This is a genomic window from Xanthomonas hydrangeae (genome assembly GCF_032697525.1).
Lineage (GTDB): Bacteria > Pseudomonadota > Gammaproteobacteria > Xanthomonadales > Xanthomonadaceae > Xanthomonas > Xanthomonas hydrangeae.
In genome coordinates this window covers 3,670,461-3,696,921 of the sequence record NZ_CP103836.1, presented here as the reverse complement: position 1 = coordinate 3,696,921, position 26,461 = coordinate 3,670,461, and the positions used below count along the sequence as shown (strand labels likewise).

The window sequence follows — 26,461 nt, the reverse complement described above, 5'->3', positions numbered from 1 at the left end:
ACCTGCCAGCGGCGCCGCTTCAGGATGCTTATGCCCTGCAACAAAACATCAATGCGAGTGGCCGCTGTGAGAGTGCGCGTGCCCCTGGTGATCGTGCTCCGCAGCGCCTTTCGACACGAGTGGCGTCCCGCACGGCTCGGTGCCGCAGTCCCCGCTTTCCACCTGCAGCGTGACGTGGGTGATCTCGAAGCGCTCGTGCAGGAGTTGGCCGAGCGCCTCGCGCAGGCGGTCGCGGTCGGTGGTTTCGCTGACAACCACGTGTGCGGTGAGTGCGGGCGTGCTGGAGGCCAGCGCCCAGACGTGCAGGTCGTGGACGTCTTCGACGCCCGGATAACTGCTTAGCGCCTGCTGCACCTGAGGCAGATCGATGCCTTTGGGCACGCCTTCCAGCAATACGTTGATCGCTTCGCGCAACAGCACCCAGGTGCGCGGCAGCACCCACAGGCCGATCAGCACGGCCAGCACCGGGTCGATCCACTGCCAGCCGGTCCAGCAGATCAGCAGCGCGCCGATGATCACCGCCACCGAGCCGAGCATGTCGCTCCAGACTTCCAGATAGGCACCCTTGACGTTGAGACTCTCGCCGCTGCCGGCGTGCAGCAGCTTCATCGCGATCAAGTTGATCACCAGGCCGAAGCCGGCGATCAACAGCATGCCGCTGGAGGAAATATCCTGCGGCGCGCGAAAGCGTTGCACGGCTTCCCACAGGATGTAAGCGCCGACCGCGAACAACAGCGCGCCATTGGCCAGCGCGCCGAGCGCCTCCAGACGCACATAGCCATAGGTGCGACGCGCGTCGGCAGGGCGTCGGCTCAGGCGCACCGCAACCAGCGCGATCATCAGGCCGACGGTGTCTGTGGCCATATGCGCGGCGTCCGACAGCAGCGCCAGGCTATTGGTGATGAACGCGCCGATGACCTCTGCCAACAGGAAAGTGGCAGTGAGTGCGAGCGCCCACCACAACGGTTTCTCGTGGCGGATGTCGCTGGGTGCGTGGTTGTGGTCGTGTCCCATGGATGCGGTGGCCTCGTGCGATGCGCGCACCTTAGGCGCACGCGATGGCGGAGACTATTACACCCGGGCGTGATGACATCACATCACGTAGGCGCGGTGATGCATGGTATTACGCAGGCGGGTAGCAACTTGGAGCAGCCAACAAAAGCTCTCGAACGCCGCAGCGATGGCGGCAACATGCTGGCCGCACTCGCCTTCGCTGGCGAGTTGAGTGATGTCGGTAGTGGCAGTGACATTGCTCGGATCGAAAGGAGCCGATCGGACCGCACATCATCGGACGGCCACACTGCATGCCCTGCTTGCCCTGCTTGCCCTGCTTGCCCCGCTTGCCCCGCTTGCAACCATGCACACCGACACTCTCGACTGGTCCTTGCCCGCCCACCGTCGCGGGACCTTACGCGGCATGGATGCCGCGTAAGAGCCTACAGGAACGTACTTGCGGCGTGTCCTGCGATGGTGGGCGGGCAAGGGCCCCGCAGCCAATCCACAGATCAGCCGCTCTGCCTTGCGGCGTGTCCCGCGATGGTGGGCAGGCAAGGGCCTCGCAGCCAATCCACAGATCAGCCGCTCTGCCTTGCGGCGTGTCCCGCGACGCTGGGCGGGCAAGGGCCTCGCAGCCAAGCCGCAAATCATCCGCTCTGCACCCGACGCATACCCGTTCGATCACCTATCAAAACGGATGCGAGTTACAACGCCGGCGACGCCCACCTGGCGGTGGGAATAGTAGCTTTGTTAGCCACTCTCAAACCTTGGCCACCAGCTTGATCACGCTGGAAAAATCCAGCGCACCGTTACCGGCCTGGCTGTTCATCGCGTACAGATTGCGCGCCAGCTCGCCGAGCGGGATCGACACGCCCGCCTGCACTGCGGACTCGGTGACCAGCCCCAGATCCTTGAGCATCAGATCGTTGCCGAAACCGCCGCTGTAACCGCGCGAGGCCGGTGCATTGGGCAGTACGCCCGGCCAGGGATTGCAGACTTCGGTGGCCCAGCTGCGCCCGGTGCTGACCGCCATCATCTGCGACAGCACCGCCGGATCCAGCCCCTGCGCGACGCCCAGCGCCAGCGCCTCGCCGGTGGCTGCCATGATCACGCCCAGCGCCATGTTGTTGCACAGTTTGGCAACCTGACCGGCGCCGCTGTCGCCAACGTGGAAGATATTCTTGCCCATGGCCTGCAGCACTGGGCGGGCGCGCTCAAGCGTCTCGGCTGCACCGCCGACGATGAAGGTCAGCGTGCCGGCCGCCGCGCCAGCGGTACCGCCAGACACCGGCGCGTCCAGCATCGCCAAGCCACGCGCCTGCGCTGCGGCGGCGACCTTGCGCGCGGTGACCGGCGCGATGGTGCTGCAGTCGATCACCAAGGCATTTTCGGCAATCTGCGCCAGAATGCCTGCCTCGCCGAAGTACAGGCCTTCGACATGGCGGCTCGCCGGCAGCATCGAGATCACGATCTCGGCATCGGCCAAGGTGTCGTGCGCCGAGCTGGCGGCGTGCGCACCGGCAGCGGCGGCTGTGTCCAGTGCGGCGGGCACAAGATCGAAGACGCGCAGCTGGTGCCCGGCCTTGATCAGGTTGGCAGCCATCGGCCCGCCCATATTGCCCAGGCCGATAAAGGCGATCTTGCTCATGGTGTCGGTTTCCAGGTTAGAACGATCATCAATCGTCAGTGCGGTCATGGACGGACGGCTGGATCGCAAGGCGGCCATCGCAAACTTCAGGCTTGCCGGTGCCAATGCGAAGCTTGCGATTCCTCCACCGCGTCCGCGTTGCGCTAGCCATCAACCGCATTTGCCAGCCACTCAGCGTTCACCGACTTCACGTACGGCAAGATCGGCAAGCGGGTGCTCTGCGGCGGGCCAGGGTGATTGGAAAAATGCAGCAGCCCACTGCGCATCCGCTTCTTCCAGCGAGGCCGGTTGCCATTGCGGCTGGCGGTCCTTGTCGATCAGCAGCGCGCGGATGCCTTCGACAAAGTCGCCATGTGCGGCGACACGCAGCGCCGCTACGCATTCGGTGCGGAAGGCGTCGGCCAGGGTGCTTGTAGCCGGATGACGTTGCAGCTCCCAGGCCAGTCGCGCGGAACTGGGCGCGCCAGCTGCGAGCGTTGCGCGCGCCGCCTGCAACCAGGCGTCTTCACTTTGCAGTGCCAGGATCGTAGCGACCACCTCTTCCAGCGTGTCGCCCGCCACCAGTTGCTCGATCAAGGCCGCATGCACTTGCAAGGGACCGGGCTCCAGAGCTTGCGCAATGCCGTGCAAAAACGCGCTGAGTTGGCCGCGATCGTCCTGCACATTGCCCGTCCAGGCGTGCGCGCTCAAAGCATCCAGCACGGCGGCATATTGCGCGTGTTCCAGCCGCACATCCGCCAGCCCCGCGTAGATCGCGTCGCTGGCATCCAACGGAGCGCCGGTCAATGCCAGGAACAATCCGGCGCCGTGCGGCACGCGGCGCAACAACCAGCTGCCACCGACATCGGGAAACAAGCCGACGCTGATCTCCGGCATCGCCAGACGCGAACGCTCGGTGACCACGCGATGGCTGGCGCCGGACATCAGGCCGATGCCGCCGCCCATGACGATACCGTGGCCCCAACACAGCAGCGGCTTGGGATAGGTATGGATGCAATGGTCGAGCCGATACTCTTCTTCGAAGAACGCAGCGGCGTGCGCATTGCCTTGCGGTTGCGCGATGCGCTCCTGCGCATCCGGCACCGCATCGCGATGCGCACGCATGCTCTGGTACAGACCATGCAGATCGCCGCCCGCGCAGAACGCTTTCTCGCCGGCACCACGCAACACCACACAGGCGATCTGCGTATCGTCGGCCCAGACGCGCAGCTGCGCGTCCAGCAGGCGCGTCATCTGCAACGACAAGCCGTTGAGCGTCCTGGGCGAATTCAAGGTGGCGATGCCGATGCGATGCCCGTCCGCGCAATCGCGTTGCTCGAACAGCACCGGTGCCTCTTCAGTTGCGTTGACATCCACCATCAGCCGTTGCTCCACTGCGGCGCGCGCTTCTCGAGGAATGCCGCGACGCCCTCGGCCTGATCGGCTTGCTCGAACAGGTCGACAAAGGCTTCGCGCTCGGCAACCAAGGCCGCAGCGTGCGTGGCATGGCGGGTGGATTGCACCAGGCGTTTACAGGCCGCCACGCTCACCGGGCTCTGCTTGCCGGCACGCTGCGCCCACGCAACTGCCAGCGCGCGCGATTCGCCCTTGCCCACCACCTCTTCCAGCAATCCGATCCGTTGTGCGGTGGCGGCATCGATACGCTCGCCCAGCAGGATCATGCGCTTGGCCCAGCCTTCGCCGACCAGGCGCGGCAGGTTCTGGGTGCCACCCGCGCACGGCAGCAAACCGACGCTGGCTTCCGGCAGCGCCAGATGCGCCTGCTGCTCGGCAATGCGCAGGTCGCAGGCCAGCGCGCATTCCAGGCCGCCGCCCATGGCATAGCCGTTGATCGCGGCGATCGACACGCCACCGAAGGCGCTCAAGGCCTCGAACGCTTCGCCGAAGCGACGCGCGGCCTCGCGTGCAGCGGCCTTATCGCCATCGGCAAACTGCTTGAGGTCGGCACCGGCGCTGAAGAACTTTTCGCCCTCGCCGGTGATCACCAACGCATACACGCTGCGGTCGGCATCCAATGCATGCACCAGGTCGCGCAAGGCAGCCAGACTCTGCACAGTCCATGTGTTGGCCGGCGGGTTGCTCAACGTGACGATAGCTACATGCGCGTCGCGCTCGACCTGCAGGCCGGTATGCGTGCGTCCTTCCCAATCGCTCATCGCAGTTCCTCCTCGCCGTTGAGCAGGTGCCGCGCAATGATCATGCGCATCACTTCGTTGGTGCCTTCCAGGATGCGATGCACACGGCTGTCGCGCAGCAGGCGTTCGATCGGGTACTCGCGGATATAGCCGTAACCGCCATGGATCTGCAGCGCTTCGTCGCAGATCGCAAAGCCGGCGTCGGTGGCGAAGCGCTTGGCCATCGCGCACCACACGGTGGCATCGTGGCTGCCGGCATCGAGCTTGCGTGCGGCGGTGTGCACCATCTGCCGCGCGGCCACCAGTTGGGTGGCCATGTCGGCCAGCTTGAATTGCAGCGCCTGGAAATCGGCCAACTTTTTGCCGAACTGGCGGCGCTCGCCCATATAGCGACGCGCCGCATCCAGTGCGCCCTGCGCCGCGCCCAGCGAACACGCCGCGATGTTGATGCGGCCGCCATCCAGCGCCTTCATCGCCATCTTGAAGCCCTCGCCTTCCTCGCCGAGCAGATTGCCGGCCGGGATGCGTACATCGGTAAAGGTCACCCCGCGCGTGGGCTGGCTGTTCCAGCCCATCTTTTCTTCCTTGCGGCCGTAGCTGATGCCAGGCGCATCGGCAGGCACCACGAAGGCGCTGATGCCGCGCGCGCCATCGTCGCCGGTGCGTGCCATCACCACCAGCACATCGGTGGCGCCGGCGCCGGAAATGAAGGCCTTGCTGCCGTTGAGCACATACGCGTCGCCATCGCGCTGGGCGCGTGTCTTGAGCGAGGCCGCGTCCGAGCCGGCACCCGGCTCGGTCAGGCAATACGAGCCCAGCTTGGCACCGCTGGTCATCGCCTCGCCCCACTGCGCACGCACCGTGTCGTTGCCGTAACTGGCGATCAACCAGGTGGCCATGTTGTGGATGCTGATGAAGGCCGAGGTGGACGGATCGACCGTGGCGAGTTCTTCGAACACCACGGCCGCATCGAGCCGGCGCATGCCCAGGCCGCCCACACCTTCGTCGGTGTACAGGCCGCAGAAACCGAGTTCGGCGGCCTTGGCAATCGCCTCGCGCGGGAAGTGGCTCTCTGCGTCCCATTGCGCGGCATACGGTGCGAGTTCCTTGTCGGCGAAGTCGCGCGCGGCAGCACGGAACGCTTCCTGCTCGTCGTTCAAATCGGCCGTATTGGCGTGTAGCTGGATGGCTGCATTCATGGCGATCGGATCACTTGAGAGAGATGGTGGTGTTGACGCCATGGCCCAACGTGTCGTCATCGAACCAGCGCGCGGTCACGGTCTTGGTCTGGGTGTAGAACATCACCACCTGCTTGCCGTACGGGCCCAGGTCGCCGAGCTTGGAGGCGCGCGAGCCGGTGAACGAAAACAGCGGTACCGGCACCGGAATCGGCACGTTGATGCCGACCTGACCCACATCGATGTCTTCCTGGAAACGGCGCGCAGCAGCACCGGACTGGGTGAACAACGCGGTGCCGTTGCCGTTTGGATTGGCGTTGACCAGCGCGATCGCGTCGTCCAGCGTGTCTGCGCCCAGGATCACCAGCACGGGCCCGAAGATTTCTTCGTCATAGATGCGCATGCCAGGCGTGACGCCGGAGAAGATCGTCGGGCCGACGAAATTGCCTTGTTCGAACCCCGGTACGGTCGGCGCGCGACCATCCAGTTCCAGCGTTGCGCCCTGCTCCACGCCGGAGGCGATCAGCGCTTCCACACGCTCGCGTGCGGCGCAGGAAATCAGCGGGCCCACGTCGGTGCCCTGCGCATCGCCCGCACCCAGCTTCAAGCTCCTGGCCTTGGCAACCAGCGCCGGAATCCATTGCTGCGCCTCGCCCACCAGCACCAGCGTGGATGCCGCCATGCAACGCTGGCCGGCGGCACCAAAGGCGGCACCAACCATCGCGTTGAGGGTCTGTTCCTGATTGGCGTCCGGCAGCACCACGGCATGATTCTTGGCGCCCATCATGCATTGCACGCGCTTGCCGGCCAGCGATGCGCGGCGATAGACGTGCGTGCCCACCTTGGTGGAGCCGACGAACGACAGCGCCTTGATCTCGGGGTGGTCGCACAGCGCGTTGACCACCTCTTCGCCACCGTGCACCACGTTGAGCACGCCATGGGGAATGCCGGCGTCCAGCGCAAGCTCCACCAGCCGCATGGTCACCATCGGGTCCTGCTCGGAGGGCTTGAGCACGAAGGTGTTGCCGGTGGCGATCGCCATCGGAAACATCCACAGCGGAATCATCGCCGGGAAATTGAACGGGGTGATGCCGGCGCACACGCCCAGCGGCTGCAGCAGGCTGTAGGTGTCCACGCCGTTGGCGACGTTGTTGGCCAGCTCGCCCAGTTGCAGATTGCCGATCGCCGCGGCGTGCTCCACCACCTCCAGCCCGCGGAACACATCGCCTTCGGCATCGGCCAGGGTCTTGCCCTGCTCGGCACTCAGCAACGCGGCCAGCTCGGGCATGTGCTCGCGGATCAGCTGCTGGTACTTGAGGAAGACGCGCGCGCGGGTGCCGATGGGCGTCTTGCGCCAGCTGACAAAGGCACGGCTGGCGGCGGCCACTGCGGCGTCGACTTCGGCCGTGGTGGCGAACGGCACCTGCGCCAGCAGCGACTGGTCGGCAGGGTTGACCACGTCCTGCCAGTGCGAACTGTCGGACACCACAAATTCGCCATCGATCAACAGGGACACGCGGGGGACGGATTCGCTCATTGCAAGTTCGCTCGCAGAAGGGTCGGTGCAGATACTTCGCATTGTTCGCACCCCTCGCCGGCATTCCCAGCCGCCAATTGCTTAATCGCGCTAAGCTGGCGGCACAATTTTGCGAATCTTGCGAATGCCACACACGCAGCCACCTCTGCGCCACCAGCTCGGCCTGCGCCTGCAGCGGCTGCGCCAGCGCCATGGCCTGACCCAGGCCGAACTGGCGCGCCGGCTGGCGTTGTCGCCGAGCTATCTCAACCAGATCGAGCGCAACCAGCGCCCGTTGACGCTGGCGATCCAGCAGCGGCTCAAGGCCACCCTGGGCGACCTTGAAGGCCTGCTGGACCTGGACGACCCCGCCGCGCTGGTGGAACCCTTGGACGAATCTCTGCGCAGCCTGGGCCACAGCCTGTCGGCCGCCGAGCTGCGCGTGCTCACCGGCAATCTGCCGCAGGTGGCGCAGGCACTGTTGGATCTGCACCGCGCCCATCGGCATCTGCTCGAGCGCAATGCCGCACTGGAACTGCAGATCGGTGCCGACCACGCCGCACTGCCGTCGCTGTCGCCCGGCGAGCAGGTACGCGATTACTTCAATCGCGCGCACAACTACCTGCCCGAACTGGATGAGCGCGCGGAGGCGCTGTATGCCGAACTCGGGCTGACCCCGGACAACCTTGCGCTGCGGCTGCGCCAACGCCTGGCCGATCGCCACGGCTTGTTGGTGCAGGACGCCACCGACCTGCTCAGCGACAAGCGCAGCGTGGATGCGCAGGCGCGCGTGCTGTGGCTGCCTGCGCATCTGCGCCCCGGCCAACAGGCCTTCCAGATGGCCGCACAATTGGCATTGCTGGAGTGTGCGCCGCTGCTGGAGGCACGCATCGCCGACGCCGGGTTCGAAGACGCCGAGCGCATTGCACTCTCGCGTATCGGTTTGTCGAACTATTTCGCCGGCGCCCTGGTGATGCCGTATGGCGAATTTCTGCACAGCGCGCAGACCTGCCGCTACGACATCGAATGGCTGGCCGATCGTTTCGATGTGGGCTTCGAGGCGGTCTGCCACCGCCTCAGCACCTTGCAGCGACGCGGTGCGGCCGGGTTGCCGATCTTCTTCATGCGGGTGGACCGCGCCGGCAATGTGTCCAAGCGTCACTCGGCCACCGACTTCCACTTCTCGCATGTCGGCGGCGCCTGCCCGCTGTGGATCGTCTACGAAGCCTTCAATCAGCCCGACCGCATCCTGACCCAGATCGCGCGCATGCCCGATGGCCGGCGCTATTTCTGGCTTGCGCGCCAAGTCAGCAGTGGCGCGCCCGGTTACGGCCGCCCGCGCAAGACCTTTGCATTGGCGATGGGCTGCGACCTGCGCCATGCCGATCAATTGGTGTATGCGCGCGGCTGGGACCTGGATGCGGTGGACGATGCGGTGCCGATCGGCCCCGGTTGCCTGACCTGCGAACGCAGCGACTGCGTGCAGCGTGCCTTTCCGGCATTGCCGCGGTTACCTGCCAGCGCGCGCTAGGCCACCGACGTCCGCAGGGTCCGACGCAACCTTCCGCTTCCAGGAGCGCCACCCATGCCGCAACTGTGACGGAGCAGACGCTACCGCTGCACTGCAGCATTCCAACGCGAGATAGCTCACGCAAAATGCTTCATTGGAATGGAATGGCTTGCGCTTCTACCCTGAAGCGGACACATGCAGGACAGGGGGACGCCAAGGCGATCGACGATCGTGACAGCGTCACGCAAACGCACACTCAGCTCCAAAAACGCAGCACCGCACCACTTCGCCATGCCCGCGTCAGGACGCGCCGACTGCGCCACTGCGCAACGGCCGCACCGGCGGCCACCATCTCCATTCGGTAACTTTTGTCCTGGGAGGGATCAAACGATGCCCGTTCACCACACCGGCCACTCGGCCAGCCGGCGCCTGCGCCGCACCCCTGCGCGCGACGTCCTCTGCACCACCATCGCCTTCGTTCTGGCCAGCGCGTTCAGTGCGCACGCACAGGACAGCACGCCTGCGCCTGCCGCACCGCCGGCCAGCGACAGCAGCGCCGCCGCTGCGCCGCCACCGGTCACGCTCGACAACATCACCGTGATCGGCCAGCGCGCCAGCCTGAATCAGGCGGTGCAGGCCAAGCAGATGTCCGATCACGTCATGGAAGTGATCTCGGCCGACAACATGGGCCAGATGCCCAATGTCACCGTGGCCGAAGCGCTGGTGCGCCTGCCCGGCGTCAACGGCACCCGCGACCGCGGCAACGAGAGCCTGGCCACCGTGCGCGGTCTTGGCCCGCGCATGACCATGGGCACCGTCAACGGGCGCGAAATCGCCTCCTCCGAGCCCAATCGCGCGGTGCGTTGGGAAGTGTTCCCCACCGAAATCGTCTCCACCGTCAAGGTCTACAAGACCCAGTCGGCGGATCTGGTGGCCGGTGGCCTTGCCGCAACGGTGGACATCTCCACCATCAGCCCGCTGGACTACACCGGCCCGGGCTTTGTCGGCACCGCCGGCCCGGTGTTCTACGACCACGCCAAGGACGTGGACGGCTACACCCCGTGGGGCAACCGCTTCGGCGCCAGCTGGGTGCACAAGATCAACGACAACCTGGCGGTTGCGCTCGGCGCCACCTATCAGAAGCAGAAGAACTCCAACTCCTCGATCGGCAGCTGGGGCTATACCGATGCCACCACCTCGCGCGATGTGGATGGCGACGGCACCGTGGATCCGACGCCGTTCGGCGCGGCCGACCAGCTCAAGCTGACCGACCAGACCCGCACCGGCGCGATGGGCACCGTGCAATGGCGCTCGGGCAACTTCGAGTTGAAGTTCGACGGCCTGTATTCGCGGATCGAAATCGACGAAGACCAGTTGCAGAACTGGTTCAACGGCCTGGCTTTCAGCACGTTCTCCACCGGTGCCAACCCGTACACCACGCCGGGTTCGTCCTACACCATCGTCGATGGCGATGTGGTCGCCGGTACGCTGGCCAACTCGAACCTGCAGGTCGACCATGTGGTCAGCCATTACAACGAGGTCAAGACGCTCACCGCCGGTGGTTTGAACGCCAAGTGGAGCGGCGATGTGTGGACGCTGGGCAGCGACCTGTCGTTCTCGCAGGCCAAGCGCGACAACACCTGGCAGGCGGTGCGCTTCGGCAGCAATCCGGACACTGTCTCATTCGATTTCCGCCGCAGCGTCACCCCCACCATCAGCACCAGCTCGGACACGCCCGAGTGGGGCATCGCCGGTCAGACCGAGCCGCAGGCGCTGCGCGACAAGATCGCCGCACTCGCGCTCAACGCCAGCCGGGCGATCGATGCAGCGGCCTTCACCTCGCTGGAATTCGGCGTACGCGCCGCGCGTCGCGAAAAGCAGAACCGCCGCTTCATCAGCAATCAATCCGGCTACGACCAACCGATTTCGGCGTATCAGGGCCTGATCTATCCGGTCACCATGCCGGACTTGAACGTGCCCACGCTGACCGGCGGCAACATGGACGCCATCGCCGAGATCGGCTTCGGCGGTTTCGATCCGGCCACGCTCGACGAGCAGCTGCTCGACCACTGGAACGTCAAGGAAGACGTGCGCGAAGCCTTCGCCAAAGCGGTGTTCAGCTCGCAGCTGTTCGGCACCGATGTCACCGGCAATATCGGCGTACGCCTGGTCAACACCAAGACCACCAGCGACGGCTTCGATTCGGTCGGCACCACCGTGCAGGCCAGCACCGACAGCAAGGAATACACCGACGTGTTGCCCAGCGCCACCGTCAACTTCCTGATCGACGATCAGCGCATCCTGCGCTTTGCGGTGGCCAAGGTCATCGCGCGCCCGCCGCTGGACGAACTGCGCACCGGCCGCCGCCTGGACGACCCCAATGTCACCGTCGGCCAGCTCACCGGCAGCGGCGGCAACCCGCAGCTGGATCCGTTCAAGGCCACCCAGGTCGATGTGTCGTATGAGTGGTACTTCCACAAGGAAGCGCTGGCGGCGATTGCGGTCTACCGCAAGGAAGTGGATTCCAGCATCGGCTACCGCACCGACCGCGAAGTGATCAACGGCCTGGATTACCTGGTCAGCGCGCCGTTCAATGGCGGCGGCGGGCATATCAATGGAGTGGAGCTCACCTTCCAGACGCCGTTCTACTTCATCCCGCACATGGAAAACTTCGGCGTCTATTCCAACTTCTCGCTGGTGGATTCCAACCTCAAGGAATTCTCGCCGGTCGACAACCCGTTGCCGCTGAGCGGCCTGGCGCGCAAGACCGGCACCTTCGATCTTTGGTACAGCAATGGCAGCTTCGAAGCGCGTGTGGGTTACAAGTACCACAGCCCCTACACCGTGGTGTACGGCTGGAATGCGGCACGTCTTGCCCGTCTGCAGAGCGAAGGCACGGTGGATCTGAGCCTGAACTGGCAGTACAGCAAGCAGCTCAGCTTCCGCTTCCAGGCCGGCAATCTCACCAACGAACCGCTGCGCGCCTACACCGACAACAAGCCCAACCGTCTGGCCAATCAGGACGACGGTGGCTACCAGGTGTTCGGCCGTCGGTATGCGCTGGAAGCCAGCTACAAGTTCTAAGCGCAGCTGACACAACTGCTGCGCGACCGCGACACCGGTGCGGCCGGTGCGTGGAATCGGATCGGTTATCGACGTTCCGATTCCACGCACAGGCCGCACGACAGCACCGCCGCGTGCGGCATGCTGTCACCCGCTCCACGTTTTTCTGTCGAGGAATTGCATGCGCTCTACACGCCGTCTCTGGACGCCCGCGCTACTGGCGCTGGCCATCTCCACCTTCGCACACGCCGCCCCGGCCCCCGCCACGTTGTATCTCGGTGCGGACCTGTCCTACGTCAACGAGATGGAAGAATGCGGTGTGCAATACCGCGAGAACGGCGTGGTCAAAGACCCGTTCGAACTCTTCCACGCGCACGGTGCCAATCTGGTGCGTGTGCGGCTGTGGAACGACGCACGCTGGACCCGCTACAGCGACTTGTCCGACGTCAAAAAGACCATCGCGCGCGCACGCGCGCAAGGCATGCAGGTCTTGCTGGACCTGCACTACTCCGACGATTGGGCCGATGGCGAAAAACAGCTGATTCCCAAGGCCTGGGCCAGCATCACCGATACCGATGAGCTGGCGCGCACGTTGTATGGCTTCACCTACGACACGCTGAGCGCGCTCGACCGCGCCGGCCTGATGCCGGAACTGGTGCAAGTGGGCAACGAAAGCAATTCCGACCTGATGGACAGCATTCCCTGGGACAAGAAGCGCCCCATCGACTGGCAACGCAACGCCAAACTGTTCAATGCCGGCATCAAGGCAGTGCGCGATATCAGCGCACGCTCCACGATCAAGCCACGGGTGATGCTGCATATCGCCCAGCCGGAAAATGTGGAACCGTGGTTTGCCGCCGCCACCAAGGCCGGCGTCACCGACTACGATCTGATCGGCATCAGCTACTACCGCAAATGGTCGACTCAATCGATGGTCGAGCTGGGCAAGACCATCAAGCGCCTGCGCGGCCGCTACGACGCCGATGTGGTGGTGGTGGAAACTGCCTACCCGTGGACGCTGGAGTCCGGCGACACCTCGCACAATCTGCTCGGCCAAGACTCGCTGATTGCCGGCTACCCAGCCACGCCTCAAGGCCAGTCCAAGTACATGATCGATCTCACCCAGTTGGTGATCGACACCGGCGGCGCCGGCGTGGTGTATTGGGAACCGGCATGGACCAGCAGCAGCTGCAAGACGCGCTGGGGCACCGGCTCATCGTGGGAAAACGCCAGCTTCTTCGATTTCAGGCATGACAACGAGGTGTTGCCGGCGATCGATTTCATGCGCCACCCGTATACGGGCGTGCCTGCATCGCGCAAACCGGCAACAGGCAACCCTGCTTGGACCAAACAAGACCGAGCTGCCGACGCCAGCAAGAGGACGCAGCCATGACCGGCATCAATCGCCGCGAGCTGCTGCGCGGCATGTTGGCAAGCGGAGTGAGCGCCGCTCTCCCCGTCGGCGCAGCCGGCGCATTAGTGCCCGCCATCGCCGGTGCAGCGCCAGCCGTAGATAAGAACGCCATGCCGCTTGGCGCGCTTGGCGATGCAACGCTGGCACCACGCGAACGCCTGCTATTCGACTTCGGCTGGCGCTTTCATCTCGGCCACGCCAGCGACCCATCGCGCGACTTCGAGTTCGGCACCTTCCAGCGCACCTTCGCCAAGGCTGGCAAGGACACCGCGACCGCCGCGCAGCTGGCCTTCGACGACAGTGGCTGGGAACTGCTGGATCTGCCGCACGATTGGGCCGTCACCCTGCCCTTCCGCCAAGAGCCGATCTCGGCCACGATCACCGAAGAAGACCCGGCCGCCGCGCACGGCTACAAGCCGCTGGGCACGAGCTTTCCGGAACACAGCGTGGGTTGGTATCGCCGCACGCTGCAGATTCCCGCAGGCGATCTGGGCAAGCGCATCAGTCTGGTGTTCGACGGCGTGTTCCGCGATTGCATCGTGTTCTGCAACGGCCACATCGTCGGGCGCAATGCCAGCGGCTATTGCGGCTTCGAGGTCGACCTGAGCGAAGTGCTCGACTACGGCAAGCCCAACCTCATCGCCGTGCGCGTGGATGCCACGCTGGGCGAAGGCTGGTTCTACGAAGGTGCCGGCATCTATCGGCATCTGTGGCTGCAAAAAACCGACCCGCTGCATCTGCCGCAAGACGGCGTGTTCGTGCGCAGCACCGTGCAAGGCGACAACGCCACCGCGCAGGTATCCACCGAGGTGCGTAACGACGGCACTGCCCCGCGACACTGCGCCGTGCAAGCACGTGTCACTGCACCGGATGGCCGAGTCGTCGCACAAGCGGTCAGTGCAGCGGTCACGGTTGCACCGGGCCAGGTGCAGGTTGTCGAACAAACCGTGCCGCTCGGCCAGGCCGCGCTATGGTCGATCGACACCCCGCAGCTCTACAGCCTCACCACCAGCGTGCACAGCGACGGCAAGGCGGTCGATGCGCTGGTCACGCCGTTCGGCGTGCGCACGGCCGTCTTCGATGCACAACGCGGTTTCCTGTTGAACGGCGCACCACTCAAGCTGCACGGCACCAACAATCACCAGGACCACGCCGGCGTCGGCACCGCCATCCCCGACAGCCTGCACGAATGGCGCCTGCGCCAGCTCAAGTCGATGGGCTGCAACGCGTATCGCAGCTCGCACAATCCGGCCACGCCAGAACTGCTCGCGCTATGCGACCGACTGGGCATGTTCGTGATCGAAGAAACCCGGCGCATGTCCACCGACCCCGAAGCCATGGGCGAACTGGAGACCATGGTGCGGCGTGGGCGCAATCATCCCAGCGTGATCCTGTGGTCGCTCGGCAACGAAGAGCCTCAGCAGGTCACCGAGCGCGGCGCACGCATCGTCAGCCGCATGCAGCAACGCGTGCGCCAGCTCGATCCCACCCGCCCCACTACGTTCGCCATGGACAAGGGTTTTGGCGATGGCGTCGGCCAGGTGGTCGATGTGGTCGGCTTCAACTACCGCACCAGCCAGATGGACGGCTTCCACGCGCAATACCCAAATATTCCGATCTACGGCAGCGAAACCGGCAGTACCGTGTCGGTGCGCGGCAACTACCAGCGCGACGACGCACGCGGCTATACCCGCGCCTACGACCTGGACCACCCGTGGTGGGCGAGCACTGCCGAAGCCTGGTGGAGTTACGTCGCACAACGTCCGTACATCGCTGGCGGCTTTATCTGGACCGGCTTCGATTACCGCGGCGAACCCACGCCCTACAACCGTTGGCCGAATGTCGCTTCGCAGTTCGGCGTGCTCGATAGCTGCGGTTTTCCCAAGGACAACTACTGGTACTACCGCGCGCAATGGACCAGCGAACCGGTGCTGCATCTGTTTCCGCACTGGAACTGGGACGGCCTGCTGCAGCCCGATGACAAGGGCCGCGTCGCCGTTTGGTGCCATACCAATCTCGACGCGGTGGAACTGCTGGTCAACGGCGTCAGCCAGGGCCTGCAACACGTGCCGGCCTATGGGCATGTGGAATGGCGCGTCGCGTATGCGCCGGGCGTGATCGAAGCGCGCGGCTATCGCGACAGCAAGCTGGTGCTCACCGAACGCCGCGAGACGGTCAGCAAGCCGGCTGCGATCCGCTTGAGTTGCGATCGCAAGGCACTGCGCGCCGATGCCGAAGACGTGGCGGTGGTCAAGGTGGAAATCGTTGACGCACAGGGCCGCGTCGTTCCCACCGCCGATACGCTGGTGCAGTTCGCATTGCGCGGCCCGGCGCGGTTGATCGGCGTGGGCAACGGCGACCCTGCCAGCCATGAGGACGACAAGGCGCCGCAACGCAAGGCCTTCAATGGACTGTGTGCGGCCCTGCTGCAGAGCACGCGCAGCGCCGGCAGCATCGTCTTGCAGGCCACCGCACCCGGCCTTGCCGCTGCCACCCTGCGCCTGGATGCCGACAAGGCCAAACCGCGCGCATCGGTGGCCTGACGCAGGCCGTAGCAGCGGCTGCAGTGATTATCAGGAACCATGTCAGCACCAACTGACCGCAGGACTGGGAGCCATGACCGGCTCCCGGCACACTCAGGCGCCTGCGCCCGCGTGCGCAAGCGACAGGCAGTGGCGACACCCGCCCGGCCCATCGCCGCTAGGTCGCGCGACTGGACCACTGGCGGGCGGGTTCACGCATCCGTGCTCCCTGCATCCGGCGCACGCGGAAAGTAGCGGCTGAGCTTTTCTTCCCACGCCTGGAACTGCTCAAGCGTGTAGGCATCCATCGGCCGCGGATCGGCGGCGACCGCCTTTTTCTGCGCCACATACGCGATGCGCTGGGACGACAGCTCGTCCCACGCCTTGCGCAGCATCACCGGATCCGGATGCGAAACCATCATCGCTTCCAGCAACGTGGCCTGGGCCACGCGGGCGGCCAGCAGATCGCTGAGCGCCTCCGTCACCGCCTGCATCCACTCGTGCTGTTTCTGATCCATACCCAACCAAGTCGCTTGCGTCATGCGCCGCGCACCATAGCGCGTCACCCGGAACGGCGATGTGCAAGCACGGTTCAAGAGTCAGCTCACCACGTGATGCGCAGACGCGATGTCTCTCTCCATCGCTCCGCCTGATGCATCTCAAGCCCGCGAAACTGCCTCGCCGCAGCGATGCGCTTCCGCGCGGCGCATGGCCGCGCGAAAGCGCAAGCCATTATCGCAAGCGCGAGAATGCACCGATACCCGCGATCGCCAGCCGCTCGGCGGGCACCGCCGTCTCCGCGAACGACAACCGCAGGTAGCGGATCTGGCGGACCTCGGGAAAATTCAGGCGCTGGGTCGAGAGCGCATAGGCGATGTTGGACAGTTCGCCAGCGCCAGCCGGCTGCCACTGCTGTCCATCTACGCTGGTTTCGGCGCGATAGCCCTTCGGCGGCGCCGCACCGTTCATCACCGTGCGCGAGGGCGTGAGGCTGAAACCGGCAACCTGATGCAGCGCTCCGAGGTCGATGGTCGCCTGCGCGGGATGGCCCGGCGTGGGCGCGGGCGTGATCCAGATCGTACTGGCGTCGTCGTCGAGCAACGCGTCCGCCCCTGGCGCGTTGGCCGCGACGATGCGCCAACCTGCGCTGGACAGCACGTCTGGCGCGTTCGCCGTGGGCCGCGCGACCGGCACTGGCGCAACGGCGCGGAACAGGGCGAATTCGCTGATCGCCGGGCACACCGGCGCTTCAAGCACCACCAGGCGCACCCGGCGCGCGGCGACCGGCCGATCCAGCCGCACGATGCGCTGTGCGCCAATGCACTGCGCTTCAGCCAGCCGACGCCATTGTCCATCGACCTCGGCTTCAACCGCGAAGCGAGTGACGCGCACGCCCAGCGGCAGATATTCGCGCAGCCGGATCAGGTCGAAGCTGTGCACCGAAGACAGCTCCAGCGTCAGCGTCGGCGTGGTGACCTCGTCCGGCGAGGACCAGTAGCTGTCCGGCTGGCGGTCGAGGACGCGCGACGGCTCGAACCCGGGGCCACGCGATGCGCTGGCACTGGCCTTGGCACCCTTGGCCAGATCGATGGCGAAGCTGGCGCGAATCGCGTCGCCGAAACTCTGCAGCACCGCCACGTCGTGGTCGGGGATGCGGCCGCGTCGGTCGGGCGGAAGATTGAGGTTCATGTTGGTGCCGCGCGCGACGGAGGTGTCGAAATAACGCACCAGGTTCTCCGGGCTGCGCACCTTGCCGTCTTCATCGGCATGGTAGAACCAGCCCGGTCGGATCGACGTGTTGGTTTCGGCCGGCCACCACAGCGCCGCCCCGCGCACGCCGGAATTGCCGTTTTCCTGGGTATACGGGGCATTGGGCATGGTCGGCCAGGATGGATCGCCGGCAACACCGTCTTCGTTGCCACCCCAGCGGATATCGGCGCCGAGCGGGTCGAAGGTGCAGGCCATCGGCTGGTGCCGGTGCACCAGCTCGATCATCCGAGGCCAGTTGTAGTACGCGGGCGCATCGATCTTGCGCGATTCGCGCGCGCCACCGTAGTAGCCGTCGCCGCCATTGGCGCCGTCGAACCAGAACTCGAACAGGTCGCCATAGCCGGTGCAGAGTTCGACGATCTGCTTGCGGAAATAGTCGAGATAGCCGGGGCGGCCATACTCGGCATGGTTGCGATCCCAGGGCGAGAGGTAGATGCCGAACGCCAGGCCGGCGCGTCGACACGCCGCTGCCATTTCGCCAACGATGTCGCCCTTGCCGTTCTTGTAGGGCGAGTTCCGGATGCAATGCTCGGTCAAGCGTGTGGGCCAGAGGCAGAACCCATCGTGATGCTTGGCCGTGAAAATGAGCCCTTTCAGATTGCCGGCCTTGGCGGCAGCGACGATTTGATCGGCTGAAAAATCGCTGGGATCGAATTTGCGCGGATCCTCGTCGCCGTAGCCCCATTCCTTGTCGGTGAAGGTGTTCATCGCAAAATGCACGAAGGCGTATTGCTCCCACCGATGCCAGCGCAGCTGTCGCGTGCTGGGCACCGCACCCCACGGCGCCGGGCCGCTGGCGCGTGGCGTTTGCGCGATGCGCGCTGCCGAAGCACTGAAGCTGGCGGCGGCAACCACACCCGTGGCAAGAAAGGTACGACGATCAATCATTAGCGCCTCCGACGTTGCACAAGTCTCGATCTTAGCTTTTTCAAGGGCGAAAGAGTCCTGCCCCATAGCAACAGACGGTTGTGCAAGGCCCTGCGCACGGGCAGGCCCCTGTGCGGCTGGCGTTGAAGAGCGTGCGAAGCAAGCGGCGAGCGTTCGTGGCTTGACGGCTGATTGCCCGACCCCGCGATACCTGGAGCGCGCGCATGGCATCGCAGGCAGCGTCCGGACCGGCCCCGATTTCGGTTCCGATTCCTGTTCCTGTTCCGGCGCAAAGGATCCTGGCGGGTTGTTCAGAGCTCCCCTAAACGACCGTCGGCTTTACTCAACAACGGCCAACAGCTGCGCCATGCGTGCGAGCCCCAACTGCAGCTCAGGCAACGATACCCCGCCGGCTCCCAGGCGCAGATGCTGCGGGCACGCATACGCACCACCCGACATCACGAACGTGTTGTACGGCGACGCCAGCAGCTGTTTGCTGAAATCATCGGCGCTGATCGACAACTGCAATCGTGCAAGCCCGAGCAGCCCGGCTTGCGGCGGTGTCCATGTCAGCGCGGGCTGTTCGTCGACGAAACGATCCAGCAATGCAATCCGTTCGCGCCCGACCGTGCGCGAATGCGCCACCGCCGCATCGAAATGCTCCGGTCGCAGCGCGACCTCTGCCACACGCTCGCCCAGCACGTTCATGATCTCGCTGGTGTTCTCGCGCAGCACCATCGCGGCGTTCAATATTGCGCGGTCGCGCGTCACCATCCAGCCAGTACGTAAGCCCTGCAAACCCAGCAGCTTTGACACGCTACCGGTGCTGATGCCACGCGCGTATAGCGTCGCGATGCGCGGAGTCTCCTGCTCGGTCCACTCCAATCCCCGATACACCTCGTCAGAGACGATGTACGCGCCGACCCGATCTGCCGCGGCGATGATGCGTTGCAGTGTCTGCGCATCTTCCACGCGTCCGGTGGGATTGTTCGGGTTGCACAGGAAGATGAGTTTGGTCTTGGCTGTCACCAGCGATTCGAGCTGCGCGATGTCCAACGCCCACCCGGATGCTTCCGTGCGTGCCACGCGCCTGGGAATCGCACCGATCTGCTCGGCAAGCACCAGCGGCTGTTGCCAACCCGGCGCATCGATGACCAATTCATCGCCCGCGCTCAACAACTGCGTCAACGCCAGGTAATTGGCTTCCTGCGCACCGGCGGTGATCAGCACATCGTCCACGCCGCAGCTGGGGCGATAGCCATATTGATCCAGTACCCGCTCGCGCAGGCTCGGCAGGCCCTGGTAATCCTCGCCCGACCAGTCCAGCGACAGTGCAGGATCGAGTTGCGACAGGAACTGCTGCAAGGGTGGTGAAGGCGATAGGGAATACGTCACGCACGCCTCGGGTTTGGCACGATGCGCGGTGAGCCACTGCTCCCAAAAACGATTCGACGGTACAGGCATACCTAGCGTCCTTATCCCATGACGGCTGGGCATACGCCCAAGCCAAGCGATGCGTCGATGACAGCGCCGCGCAAGATGCGCGCTTCATCGCGACAAAGGTAAAAGCAGAGATCGGCGATCTCGCGCGGCTCGATCAGGCGGCCACCGGGCAGCGACGCCTCCAGTTCCTGTCGCTGCTGCGGCGACAGCGCATTCAAGGTACTGGCCTGGAACATCGGCGTATCGGTGGCGCCCGGGCATACGGTGAACACGTCGATCCCGGTGCAGGCAAGCGTTGCAGCAAGTTGCCGGCCCAAAAATGCGACGGCGGCCTTGCTCATGCCATCGGCGGCACGGAAACGCGGAAAGTGGGTGATACCCCCATCCACCGAACTCATGAACAGGATCTTGCCGCGCCCGCGCGCTTGCATGCCGGGAATCAGATCTTCGCTCAACCACAACGGCCCGATGGTGTTGACGCGAAAAAACGCCTCGTCCTGCTCCTTGTACGTGGCAGCCGCACGCTCCACGGTCTTGGTGCCCACGCCGGCGTTGTGGATCACGATATCCACCGGCATCGTCAACGCTTGCATGAAATCGGCGTGGCTCTGCCGATCGCCGACATCCAATGCGTGTGCTTGGACACGATCGTCACCAAACGCCGCGACCAGATCGAGTGCGCGGCGCCGGCTGTCTTCGCCTGGGCGGTGAGTGAATGTCACCCGGCAGGATGCATCTGCGAACACGCGTATCAGCTCGCTGCCGATGCCACCGGCGCCGCCGGTGATCAACACATGCTTGTCGTCGAAGCCCGGCTGTTTCATCGCATGACCTCAGTAGTGCGGCGTTGATCGTTGAACTGCCTGTCATCGGGCGCGAAGCACTGCGCAAGTGGCGCATCCAGCCGCATGAAATCCTCCGCTGCGTTGTACACCTGCGCCGAAATGCGCAAGGTGCGGCTGGTTGGATGCGGCCAGGGCGTCACCGCCACATCGATGCGATGTGCGTCGTAAAGCCAACGTTGCAACGCCGCCGCGGCGGCGTCGGGCGCATCGCTCGCGGCCTCCGGCAGCTGGAATGCCACCATGCTGCCCACCATCGCATCCGGTGCCAGGCGCGCGAGCGGCAAGGCCTGTGCCAACCGCGCAGCGGCCTGCGTCACCAGTGCATGGTTGCGTGCGTACACGGCGGGCAACCCACCAGGCAGCAGCCCGGCCAGAAATTCGATCGCAGCGGGAATGCAGAGCAAGGCAGTCGGATCGGCCGTGCCCAGCCAATCGAATTCCAGATGCAATCGCGGCCGGCCCGGCGTTGCATCGCCATACCCGCGGCTGATCACCGGCGGATGCAACCCGTCCTGGCGATCGCGGCGCACATGCAGAAAACCCGCGCCGCGCGGCGTGCACAGCCACTTGTGGCAATCCCCGGCGTAATACGCCGCACCGATGGCCGCAACGTCGAGCGGCAACATGCCCGGGGCATGCGCGCCATCCACCAGCGTGTCGATGCCGAGCGTTGCAAGGCGCTCGACCAGGCGTGCGATCGGGAACACGATCGCGGTCGGGCTGGTGACATGGTCGAGCACCGCCAGGCGGGTGCGCGCTGTGACCCGCTCGAGTACGGCATCGACGATCGCATCGGGATGTTGCACAGGCACCTTGACAGGCGCGACCACCACGTTGGCGCCGGTACTGCGCGCAACGAAATCCAGCAGATTGCTGCAGGAAAGATAGGCGTGGTCGGTGGTCAGAATCTGGTCGCCCGGTGCGAATATGCGTGAGCGCAGCACCGCACTCATGGCGGTGGTGACATTGGGCAACAGCAGCAGATCTTGCGGGTCGCCACCGATCACCCCGGCCAAGCAATTCCGCGCGGTATCGAGCAGAGCGGGTAACGCGCGGAGCACGAACGCAGCGGGTTGCCGCTCCAGTTGTGCACGCAAGGTACTCTGCCGCTGTTGCACTGCAATCGGGCAGGCGCCAAGCATGCCGTGGTTGAGACATGCCACGCCCGGGTCGAGCGAAAAATCCGCTTTGAAACGTGTCGGACTGACATCCAACTCCCACATGGACTGCATGGCGGACTCCATGACCGGCAAGGGCATCACGCAAGTGGATGCGCAAAATCAACGCTGCGGTGTTGCTGGAGCACACGCAGAAGATCGCCTCTGGATGGACCGGCCGGCAGCGACGGCTGCACTCGCTCAAGGATGGAACGCACACGCTCCAACACCTCGGTTTGGCGAAAGATGGCCTCAGGCGCATCCAGCATTCCCGAACGCCGCGCCAGCGCCTGCCAGACAACCTCATCGTGGCGCGATGCCATCGCGATCTGCTGCAAGCTGATCGCATCCGACTGCGTGGGTGGAACCGGCTCGCCCGCCCAGAGCGCCGTGCGCACGCGGTCCTGCGCCGCGCTATCGTCATGCCACGGACGCACCAGATCCTGCGCCAGGGCGTCTGCCTCCACCGCAAACCGATGCGCATCTTCCAGACCATCGCGCTGCAGCAGATCGGCGATGGCAAACGCATACCGCATCGCCAGCGACATGCCGCGCGTATAGGTCGGGTTGGTGATGCACAGCGCATCGCCGACCGCAATCGCACCCAACACGCGCGGGCGTCCTTCAACGAGCATGGGGCGATAGCGGTTTTCGCAGAGCGGCCAGCGCAGCACACCCGACAGCGCATCCATGACACCGGGCGCAAGCCATGGCGCGATGCCTACATGCGACCGCGCCGCAGCGGTGAACGCGGCCGGCTCGGTGAACGCATGCAGGGCCTTGTCGGCCTGAGGCACCATCAGGGTGATCGACGCGTAGCCGTTGTCGGCAGGGCAGACGATGCAACCACTCGATAGCGCGTAGCCACCGGCCGAAAAGCCTGCATCGAGCCGCACGCTCGGCCGCTGCACAATGCGATACCAGCGGGTGAAGTACGCCAGACCGCAGCCTTCCACCGTTTCCTCGGGCGGATGCACACCGGCTGCCTGCAGCCACTTTGCGAACGACGACCCGCGACCCAGCGCATCGATGGTCAACGCCGCACGCAGATCGCCTTGCGAGGTGGTCACGCCCTCCACGACCGGGATGTCGGCAGAACGCATTAGCAAACCGGTCACGCTGGTCTGGTCACGCACACGAATAGTGCGCTCGGCCAACACGATCGGCTTGAGTACGTCCTCCACCAGCGAACGCCGTACCGACAATCCAGACAACTCCGGGTCAGCGCAACGTGGCACCGCAATGGCGCTTTGCAGCTGTGCTCCGAAAGGCATCTCGATGGCGCCCGCATCGATCAATGCCTGCCACACGTCTGGTGCGCGTTCTCGCAACGTGCGCCGCCCAAGTGCAGCGAGTGCGTGGGTATGCCGCGCCTGCGGCGCTCCCTTTCGCCACCAACGTTCGACGCCGTCGTTCCCGCTCGCCGGTTCGGACCGCTGCGCAGTCAACGCATCCCGTTCGACAAGCTCAACTTGCGCTCCGGTACGCGCAATCGAGAGCGCCGTCATCAGGCCGGCCACGCTGCCGCCAAGTACCGCGATGGGTAGCGCGCTCATGGAGACACCGCCGAGCGCGCGGCGTGTGCGCCAATTCGTATGGCACCTTGCGTTTTCTGTTTGGCTGAGCGCGTTTGAGGACGTTGCGGCAAGGGCGCGCAAGTGTTGTCCACCAGCGCGGTCACATTCGAAGAAACATCCATCAAGCAACGCCCTCCATCACGAATCCGTAGCCCGCACTCGATTGGATCTGGGGCACGGCAGCCTTGCGCAGCAACAAGGAACGCACTGTCCACAGCTCGGTGAAAATACGGTAGCGCGCGGTCTGATCCAGATAATCCACGCCGCTGGAACCGCCGGTTCCAACCCGCCGCCCGATAAAACGCTCCACCATGCGGGCATGCCGTTGCCGCCAGATCAGCATGGCCTGCTCCAGCTCAAGCACGCTTTCGAGCAACGCATGCGGCCAGGCAAGCTGCGGCAACTCGCGGTAGCTCTCGATAAAGAGCATCGCCGCACGTACCGCACGCTGCGCTTCACGCTCCGCATCGCTGGCCTGCGGATCGTCTTCGGCCAATAGAAATGCCCGTGCGCCAGCGTCTTCTGCCGCGTAGCGCGCCCTCAACTGCTCGATCTCAGCCGCAGCCAGGCCACCGTTTGCCAGTTTGAGTCGGCGATCGTTCTCCGCACGCATCGAGGCCAGGTACGCCTCAAGAAACCGCGTGATATCCGCTGGCGTATTCGAGCCGTCAATGGGCAGGCGTGACAGCCAGCCATACAGGCAAAGCTTGAAGCTTGGCCCATCGGCCGCGCGTGCTTCGACTCGTTGCGCCGACCATGACGGCGCGCCACCTGGCAATGTGAGTGCATCCCGGTACGAGCACCCGTTGCCGATCGAAATGCGCTGCGTGTCCTCCAGGCCCAACAGGATCTCGATTTCACGCAATTGGGCCGACTGGAAACCGCTTGCCGGAGCCAGTCGCTCACGGAATTCCAGGAAATCCCGCGCGGTCATCGTCTCCATCAGCTGAAAATGCTGATTGGCTTGACCGAATACCGAAATAGTGCGTTTGAGCGAGCGCACAGCCAGCACAATCTCCGGGCTATTGCTCGAATGCGCCGCCAGAATATTCCGCGACGAGCTCAGCTCACGCAGAATCAACTTGAACCATAGCTCATAGATCTGGTGTACGCTGATAAACAGCGCCTCGTCGTTATTGATGCCACGTTCGTCGTTATCAAAACCGCCTTGCAAGGCAAGCAACTGCTCGACCTTGATGTAATCCCAGTAATTGATCGCCTTCAATCGCTTTCCTCGGTGGATTTATCGCTGCTGTGACAGTCACATCGATCAGGCCGCCAGCGCGAGACAGCACCTAGGCGGCGGCAGAGGCTTTTTTCAACGCTTCCCAGTCGGCGAGAGCGGCATCAGCGGCTTTCTCCAGCTCGTTCCAGATTGCGGTCTGGGCCACCTCGGGTTTAACGATCAATTCCATGCGGTGCCCGTTCGGGTCACGGAAATACCAGGAACGTGCCAGCTCTGCATGGATTCCACCTGCTGCCACGTCATGAATCACCGGGCCTTCGACCGCGACACCGCGCGCTTGCAAGCGTGCAGTGATTTCTTCGGCCCGGGTCTGATCGCGCACCTCAAGCGCCAGGTGCTGCGCCCAGTCGTCCGGCACCGGCACCAGCGGTTGTTCGCTTCCGAGCACCTCGAAAAAACAGATATAACTTCCGTCCTCCATCTCGAAAAAAACGTTGTTATTGGTCGCCCTGAGCCCGGTGGATGGCACGTGGTCGATCAACGCGGCAGCAAACTTCAAGCCAATTGCCTGGACGTAGAAATCCACGGTTTCTGCAGCGTCCCGGCAGCGATACCCCACGTGATGAAGCTTGCTCAGCATAAGACCTCGCCTGAATGATTCGAAATGTCCAAGATCAACTCACCCCTGCATTTTCTGCATTACCAGCTTCGAATAAACCACCTCGCAGCACTGGCCTGCAGTGAGCGCCGCGTACCACCGAGGCATGGATTTATATTTTTTTACGACAGACAAAAAATTCCATCCTAAATATTTTCGATACGTTGATCGACAACAACCTGAATAATCTTCCGCCAAACCAATTCAGCAAAGCGTCCTTGATCCCACTGTCAGCAAAATCAAAAAAAATCTCCAAGAGGTTTTTATGATCGATCCATCATGCATTCTACACATCCATAAATCGCGTTTACGAAAAACAAGCGAATCCCCCACTATTTGCGGATGAGCTCGCAATGCGCAAGCGACTGACATCACGAAAGACAACACAGGTTTTTTTTGCGCTCGCACCTCTTCGGTGAACGCAATAATCCTTATTGCGTACCAGGTATTAGCGGAAACAGATACTCGACTACACAAGCACCTACTTTGGTCCAAGAGTGACCGCAGAAGCCGTGGAGAGCGGTTCTCAGATGGGGATGCACGGCGCGCGCCAGGAGCCGCGACGCACGGCGCTATGGATGCCACACCGCGCACCGGCCGCACGTGTCTGACGGTGAGCGCAATGGACGTGTCAGACGCTCCGAATCCTCACGCTAGTTCAACCGTTCATCGTCGCGGCATGCAGTCCAGCGCAAGCAATGGCTGCTTCCAGCAGCGCCCCAATCAGCGCGTCGACTCGCACGTGCAACCTGCTGTGATCAGCCTCCGGCCGACGATCTGAGGTTTTTTGCCATGTTGGCTTAAACTTGCATCCTCCACGGCCAAACGCACTCCGGCCACCGCCCCTCTTCCGTTCCATCGCAACTGGTCTTGTTGATCGCGGCAGCGTATCGGCCTCTTTCGCGCAGCGCCGCCACACCGGCGTAGCAAGACCACAGCCACACGCCGCTTGCGACCCTTCGACCGCCAGATTTCC

The 26,461-nt window shown here is 64.3% G+C and carries 18 protein-coding genes; 4 read left to right on the top strand and 14 right to left on the bottom strand.

All coding sequences use genetic code 11. The annotated features are described in order from the left end of the window. Window positions 1-48: 48 nt before the first annotated feature. The 6 genes from NYR97_RS15750 to NYR97_RS15725 all read right to left on the bottom strand — a co-directional run bounded on the left by NYR97_RS15750 (window position 49) and on the right by NYR97_RS15725 (window position 7,494). Window positions 49-1,014, bottom strand: coding sequence for a cation diffusion facilitator family transporter (locus tag NYR97_RS15750; protein ID WP_316694471.1), 966 nt, complete (start codon window positions 1,012-1,014; stop codon window positions 49-51). A gap of 742 nt (window positions 1,015-1,756) precedes the next feature. Continuing rightward, complete coding sequence (mmsB, locus tag NYR97_RS15745; RefSeq protein WP_316698288.1) at window positions 1,757-2,659, bottom strand: 3-hydroxyisobutyrate dehydrogenase; 903 nt, start codon at window positions 2,657-2,659, stop codon at window positions 1,757-1,759. 156 nt (window positions 2,660-2,815) lie between these two features. After that, window positions 2,816-4,018, bottom strand: a complete 1,203-nt coding sequence (locus tag NYR97_RS15740) for an enoyl-CoA hydratase/isomerase family protein (RefSeq protein ID WP_316694469.1) — start codon at window positions 4,016-4,018, stop codon at window positions 2,816-2,818. After that, on the bottom strand, window positions 4,003-4,800 hold the full coding sequence (locus tag NYR97_RS15735) for an enoyl-CoA hydratase (protein WP_316694467.1): 798 nt from the start codon (window positions 4,798-4,800) through the stop codon (window positions 4,003-4,005). The genes NYR97_RS15740 and NYR97_RS15735 overlap by 16 nt, the downstream gene beginning before the upstream one ends. Beyond that, on the bottom strand, window positions 4,797-5,978 hold the full coding sequence (locus tag NYR97_RS15730; protein ID WP_316694465.1) for an acyl-CoA dehydrogenase family protein: 1,182 nt from the start codon (window positions 5,976-5,978) through the stop codon (window positions 4,797-4,799). Before NYR97_RS15730 ends, NYR97_RS15735 begins: the two co-directional genes overlap by 4 nt. 10 nt (window positions 5,979-5,988) lie before the next feature. Then, a complete protein-coding gene (locus NYR97_RS15725) occupies window positions 5,989-7,494 on the bottom strand; it encodes a CoA-acylating methylmalonate-semialdehyde dehydrogenase (RefSeq protein ID WP_316694463.1) in 1,506 nt (501 codons plus the stop codon). Between the two features lie 124 nt (window positions 7,495-7,618). Between NYR97_RS15725 and NYR97_RS15720 the strand changes: the two genes are divergently transcribed. The 4 genes from NYR97_RS15720 (at window position 7,619) to galA (ending at window position 16,003) form a co-directional block, all read left to right on the top strand. Next, on the top strand, window positions 7,619-9,004 hold the full coding sequence (locus NYR97_RS15720; RefSeq protein ID WP_176340654.1) for a helix-turn-helix domain-containing protein: 1,386 nt from the start codon (window positions 7,619-7,621) through the stop codon (window positions 9,002-9,004). Between the two features lie 369 nt (window positions 9,005-9,373). After that, window positions 9,374-12,067, top strand: a complete 2,694-nt coding sequence (locus tag NYR97_RS15715) for a TonB-dependent receptor (protein WP_316694460.1) — start codon at window positions 9,374-9,376, stop codon at window positions 12,065-12,067. Between the two features lie 160 nt (window positions 12,068-12,227). After that, window positions 12,228-13,439 (top strand): glycoside hydrolase family 53 protein, encoded by a 1,212-nt coding sequence (locus NYR97_RS15710; protein WP_316694458.1) that lies wholly within the window; start codon window positions 12,228-12,230, stop codon window positions 13,437-13,439. Beyond that, window positions 13,436-16,003: a beta-galactosidase GalA gene (gene galA / locus NYR97_RS15705; protein ID WP_316694456.1), complete on the top strand. Its 2,568-nt coding sequence runs from the start codon at window positions 13,436-13,438 to the stop codon at window positions 16,001-16,003. Before NYR97_RS15710 ends, galA begins: the two co-directional genes overlap by 4 nt. A gap of 191 nt (window positions 16,004-16,194) precedes the next feature. On the opposite strand, the gene NYR97_RS15700 is transcribed toward galA, so the two are convergent. The 8 genes from NYR97_RS15700 to NYR97_RS15665 form a co-directional block, all read right to left on the bottom strand. Beyond that, window positions 16,195-16,548 (bottom strand): hypothetical protein, encoded by a 354-nt coding sequence (locus tag NYR97_RS15700; RefSeq protein ID WP_316698286.1) that lies wholly within the window; start codon window positions 16,546-16,548, stop codon window positions 16,195-16,197. Between the two features lie 166 nt (window positions 16,549-16,714). Beyond that, window positions 16,715-18,640 carry an alpha-L-fucosidase gene (locus tag NYR97_RS15695; protein ID WP_316698284.1) on the bottom strand — a complete coding sequence of 642 codons (1,926 nt, stop codon included), beginning with the start codon at window positions 18,638-18,640 and terminating at the stop codon, window positions 16,715-16,717. Window positions 18,641-18,958: 318 nt separating this feature from the next. Then, a complete protein-coding gene (locus NYR97_RS15690; RefSeq protein WP_316694455.1) occupies window positions 18,959-20,014 on the bottom strand; it encodes an aminotransferase class I/II-fold pyridoxal phosphate-dependent enzyme in 1,056 nt (351 codons plus the stop codon). An 80-nt stretch (window positions 20,015-20,094) separates the two neighbouring features. After that, entirely contained in the window at window positions 20,095-20,886 is a 792-nt protein-coding gene (locus NYR97_RS15685; RefSeq protein WP_316694453.1) for an SDR family oxidoreductase, read from the bottom strand. Next, entirely contained in the window at window positions 20,883-22,130 is a 1,248-nt protein-coding gene (locus NYR97_RS15680) for an aminotransferase class V-fold PLP-dependent enzyme (protein ID WP_316698283.1), read from the bottom strand. The genes NYR97_RS15685 and NYR97_RS15680 overlap by 4 nt, the downstream gene beginning before the upstream one ends. A gap of 35 nt (window positions 22,131-22,165) precedes the next feature. Beyond that, window positions 22,166-23,722, bottom strand: a complete 1,557-nt coding sequence (locus NYR97_RS15675) for an NAD(P)/FAD-dependent oxidoreductase (RefSeq protein WP_316694451.1) — start codon at window positions 23,720-23,722, stop codon at window positions 22,166-22,168. Between the two features lie 40 nt (window positions 23,723-23,762). Next, complete coding sequence (locus NYR97_RS15670; protein WP_316694448.1) at window positions 23,763-24,866, bottom strand: tryptophan 2,3-dioxygenase family protein; 1,104 nt, start codon at window positions 24,864-24,866, stop codon at window positions 23,763-23,765. Between the two features lie 70 nt (window positions 24,867-24,936). Then, a complete protein-coding gene (locus NYR97_RS15665) occupies window positions 24,937-25,467 on the bottom strand; it encodes a VOC family protein (protein WP_316694446.1) in 531 nt (176 codons plus the stop codon). Between the last annotated feature and the right edge of the window lie 994 nt (window positions 25,468-26,461).

Coding starts and splice junctions, on each gene's coding strand:
- NYR97_RS15750 (WP_316694471.1), bottom strand. CDS start 1,014: ATGGGACACGACCACAACCACGCACCCAGCGACATCCGCCACGAGAAA.
- NYR97_RS15735 (WP_316694467.1), bottom strand. CDS start 4,800: ATGAGCGATTGGGAAGGACGCACGCATACCGGCCTGCAGGTCGAGCGC.
- NYR97_RS15730 (WP_316694465.1), bottom strand. CDS start 5,978: ATGAATGCAGCCATCCAGCTACACGCCAATACGGCCGATTTGAACGAC.
- NYR97_RS15725 (WP_316694463.1), bottom strand. CDS start 7,494: ATGAGCGAATCCGTCCCCCGCGTGTCCCTGTTGATCGATGGCGAATTT.
- NYR97_RS15720 (WP_176340654.1), top strand. CDS start 7,619: ATGCCACACACGCAGCCACCTCTGCGCCACCAGCTCGGCCTGCGCCTG.
- NYR97_RS15715 (WP_316694460.1), top strand. CDS start 9,374: ATGCCCGTTCACCACACCGGCCACTCGGCCAGCCGGCGCCTGCGCCGC.
- NYR97_RS15710 (WP_316694458.1), top strand. CDS start 12,228: ATGCGCTCTACACGCCGTCTCTGGACGCCCGCGCTACTGGCGCTGGCC.
- galA (WP_316694456.1), top strand. CDS start 13,436: ATGACCGGCATCAATCGCCGCGAGCTGCTGCGCGGCATGTTGGCAAGC.
- NYR97_RS15695 (WP_316698284.1), bottom strand. CDS start 18,640: ATGATTGATCGTCGTACCTTTCTTGCCACGGGTGTGGTTGCCGCCGCC.
- NYR97_RS15685 (WP_316694453.1), bottom strand. CDS start 20,886: ATGAAACAGCCGGGCTTCGACGACAAGCATGTGTTGATCACCGGCGGC.
- NYR97_RS15680 (WP_316698283.1), bottom strand. CDS start 22,130: ATGTGGGAGTTGGATGTCAGTCCGACACGTTTCAAAGCGGATTTTTCG.
- NYR97_RS15665 (WP_316694446.1), bottom strand. CDS start 25,467: ATGCTGAGCAAGCTTCATCACGTGGGGTATCGCTGCCGGGACGCTGCA.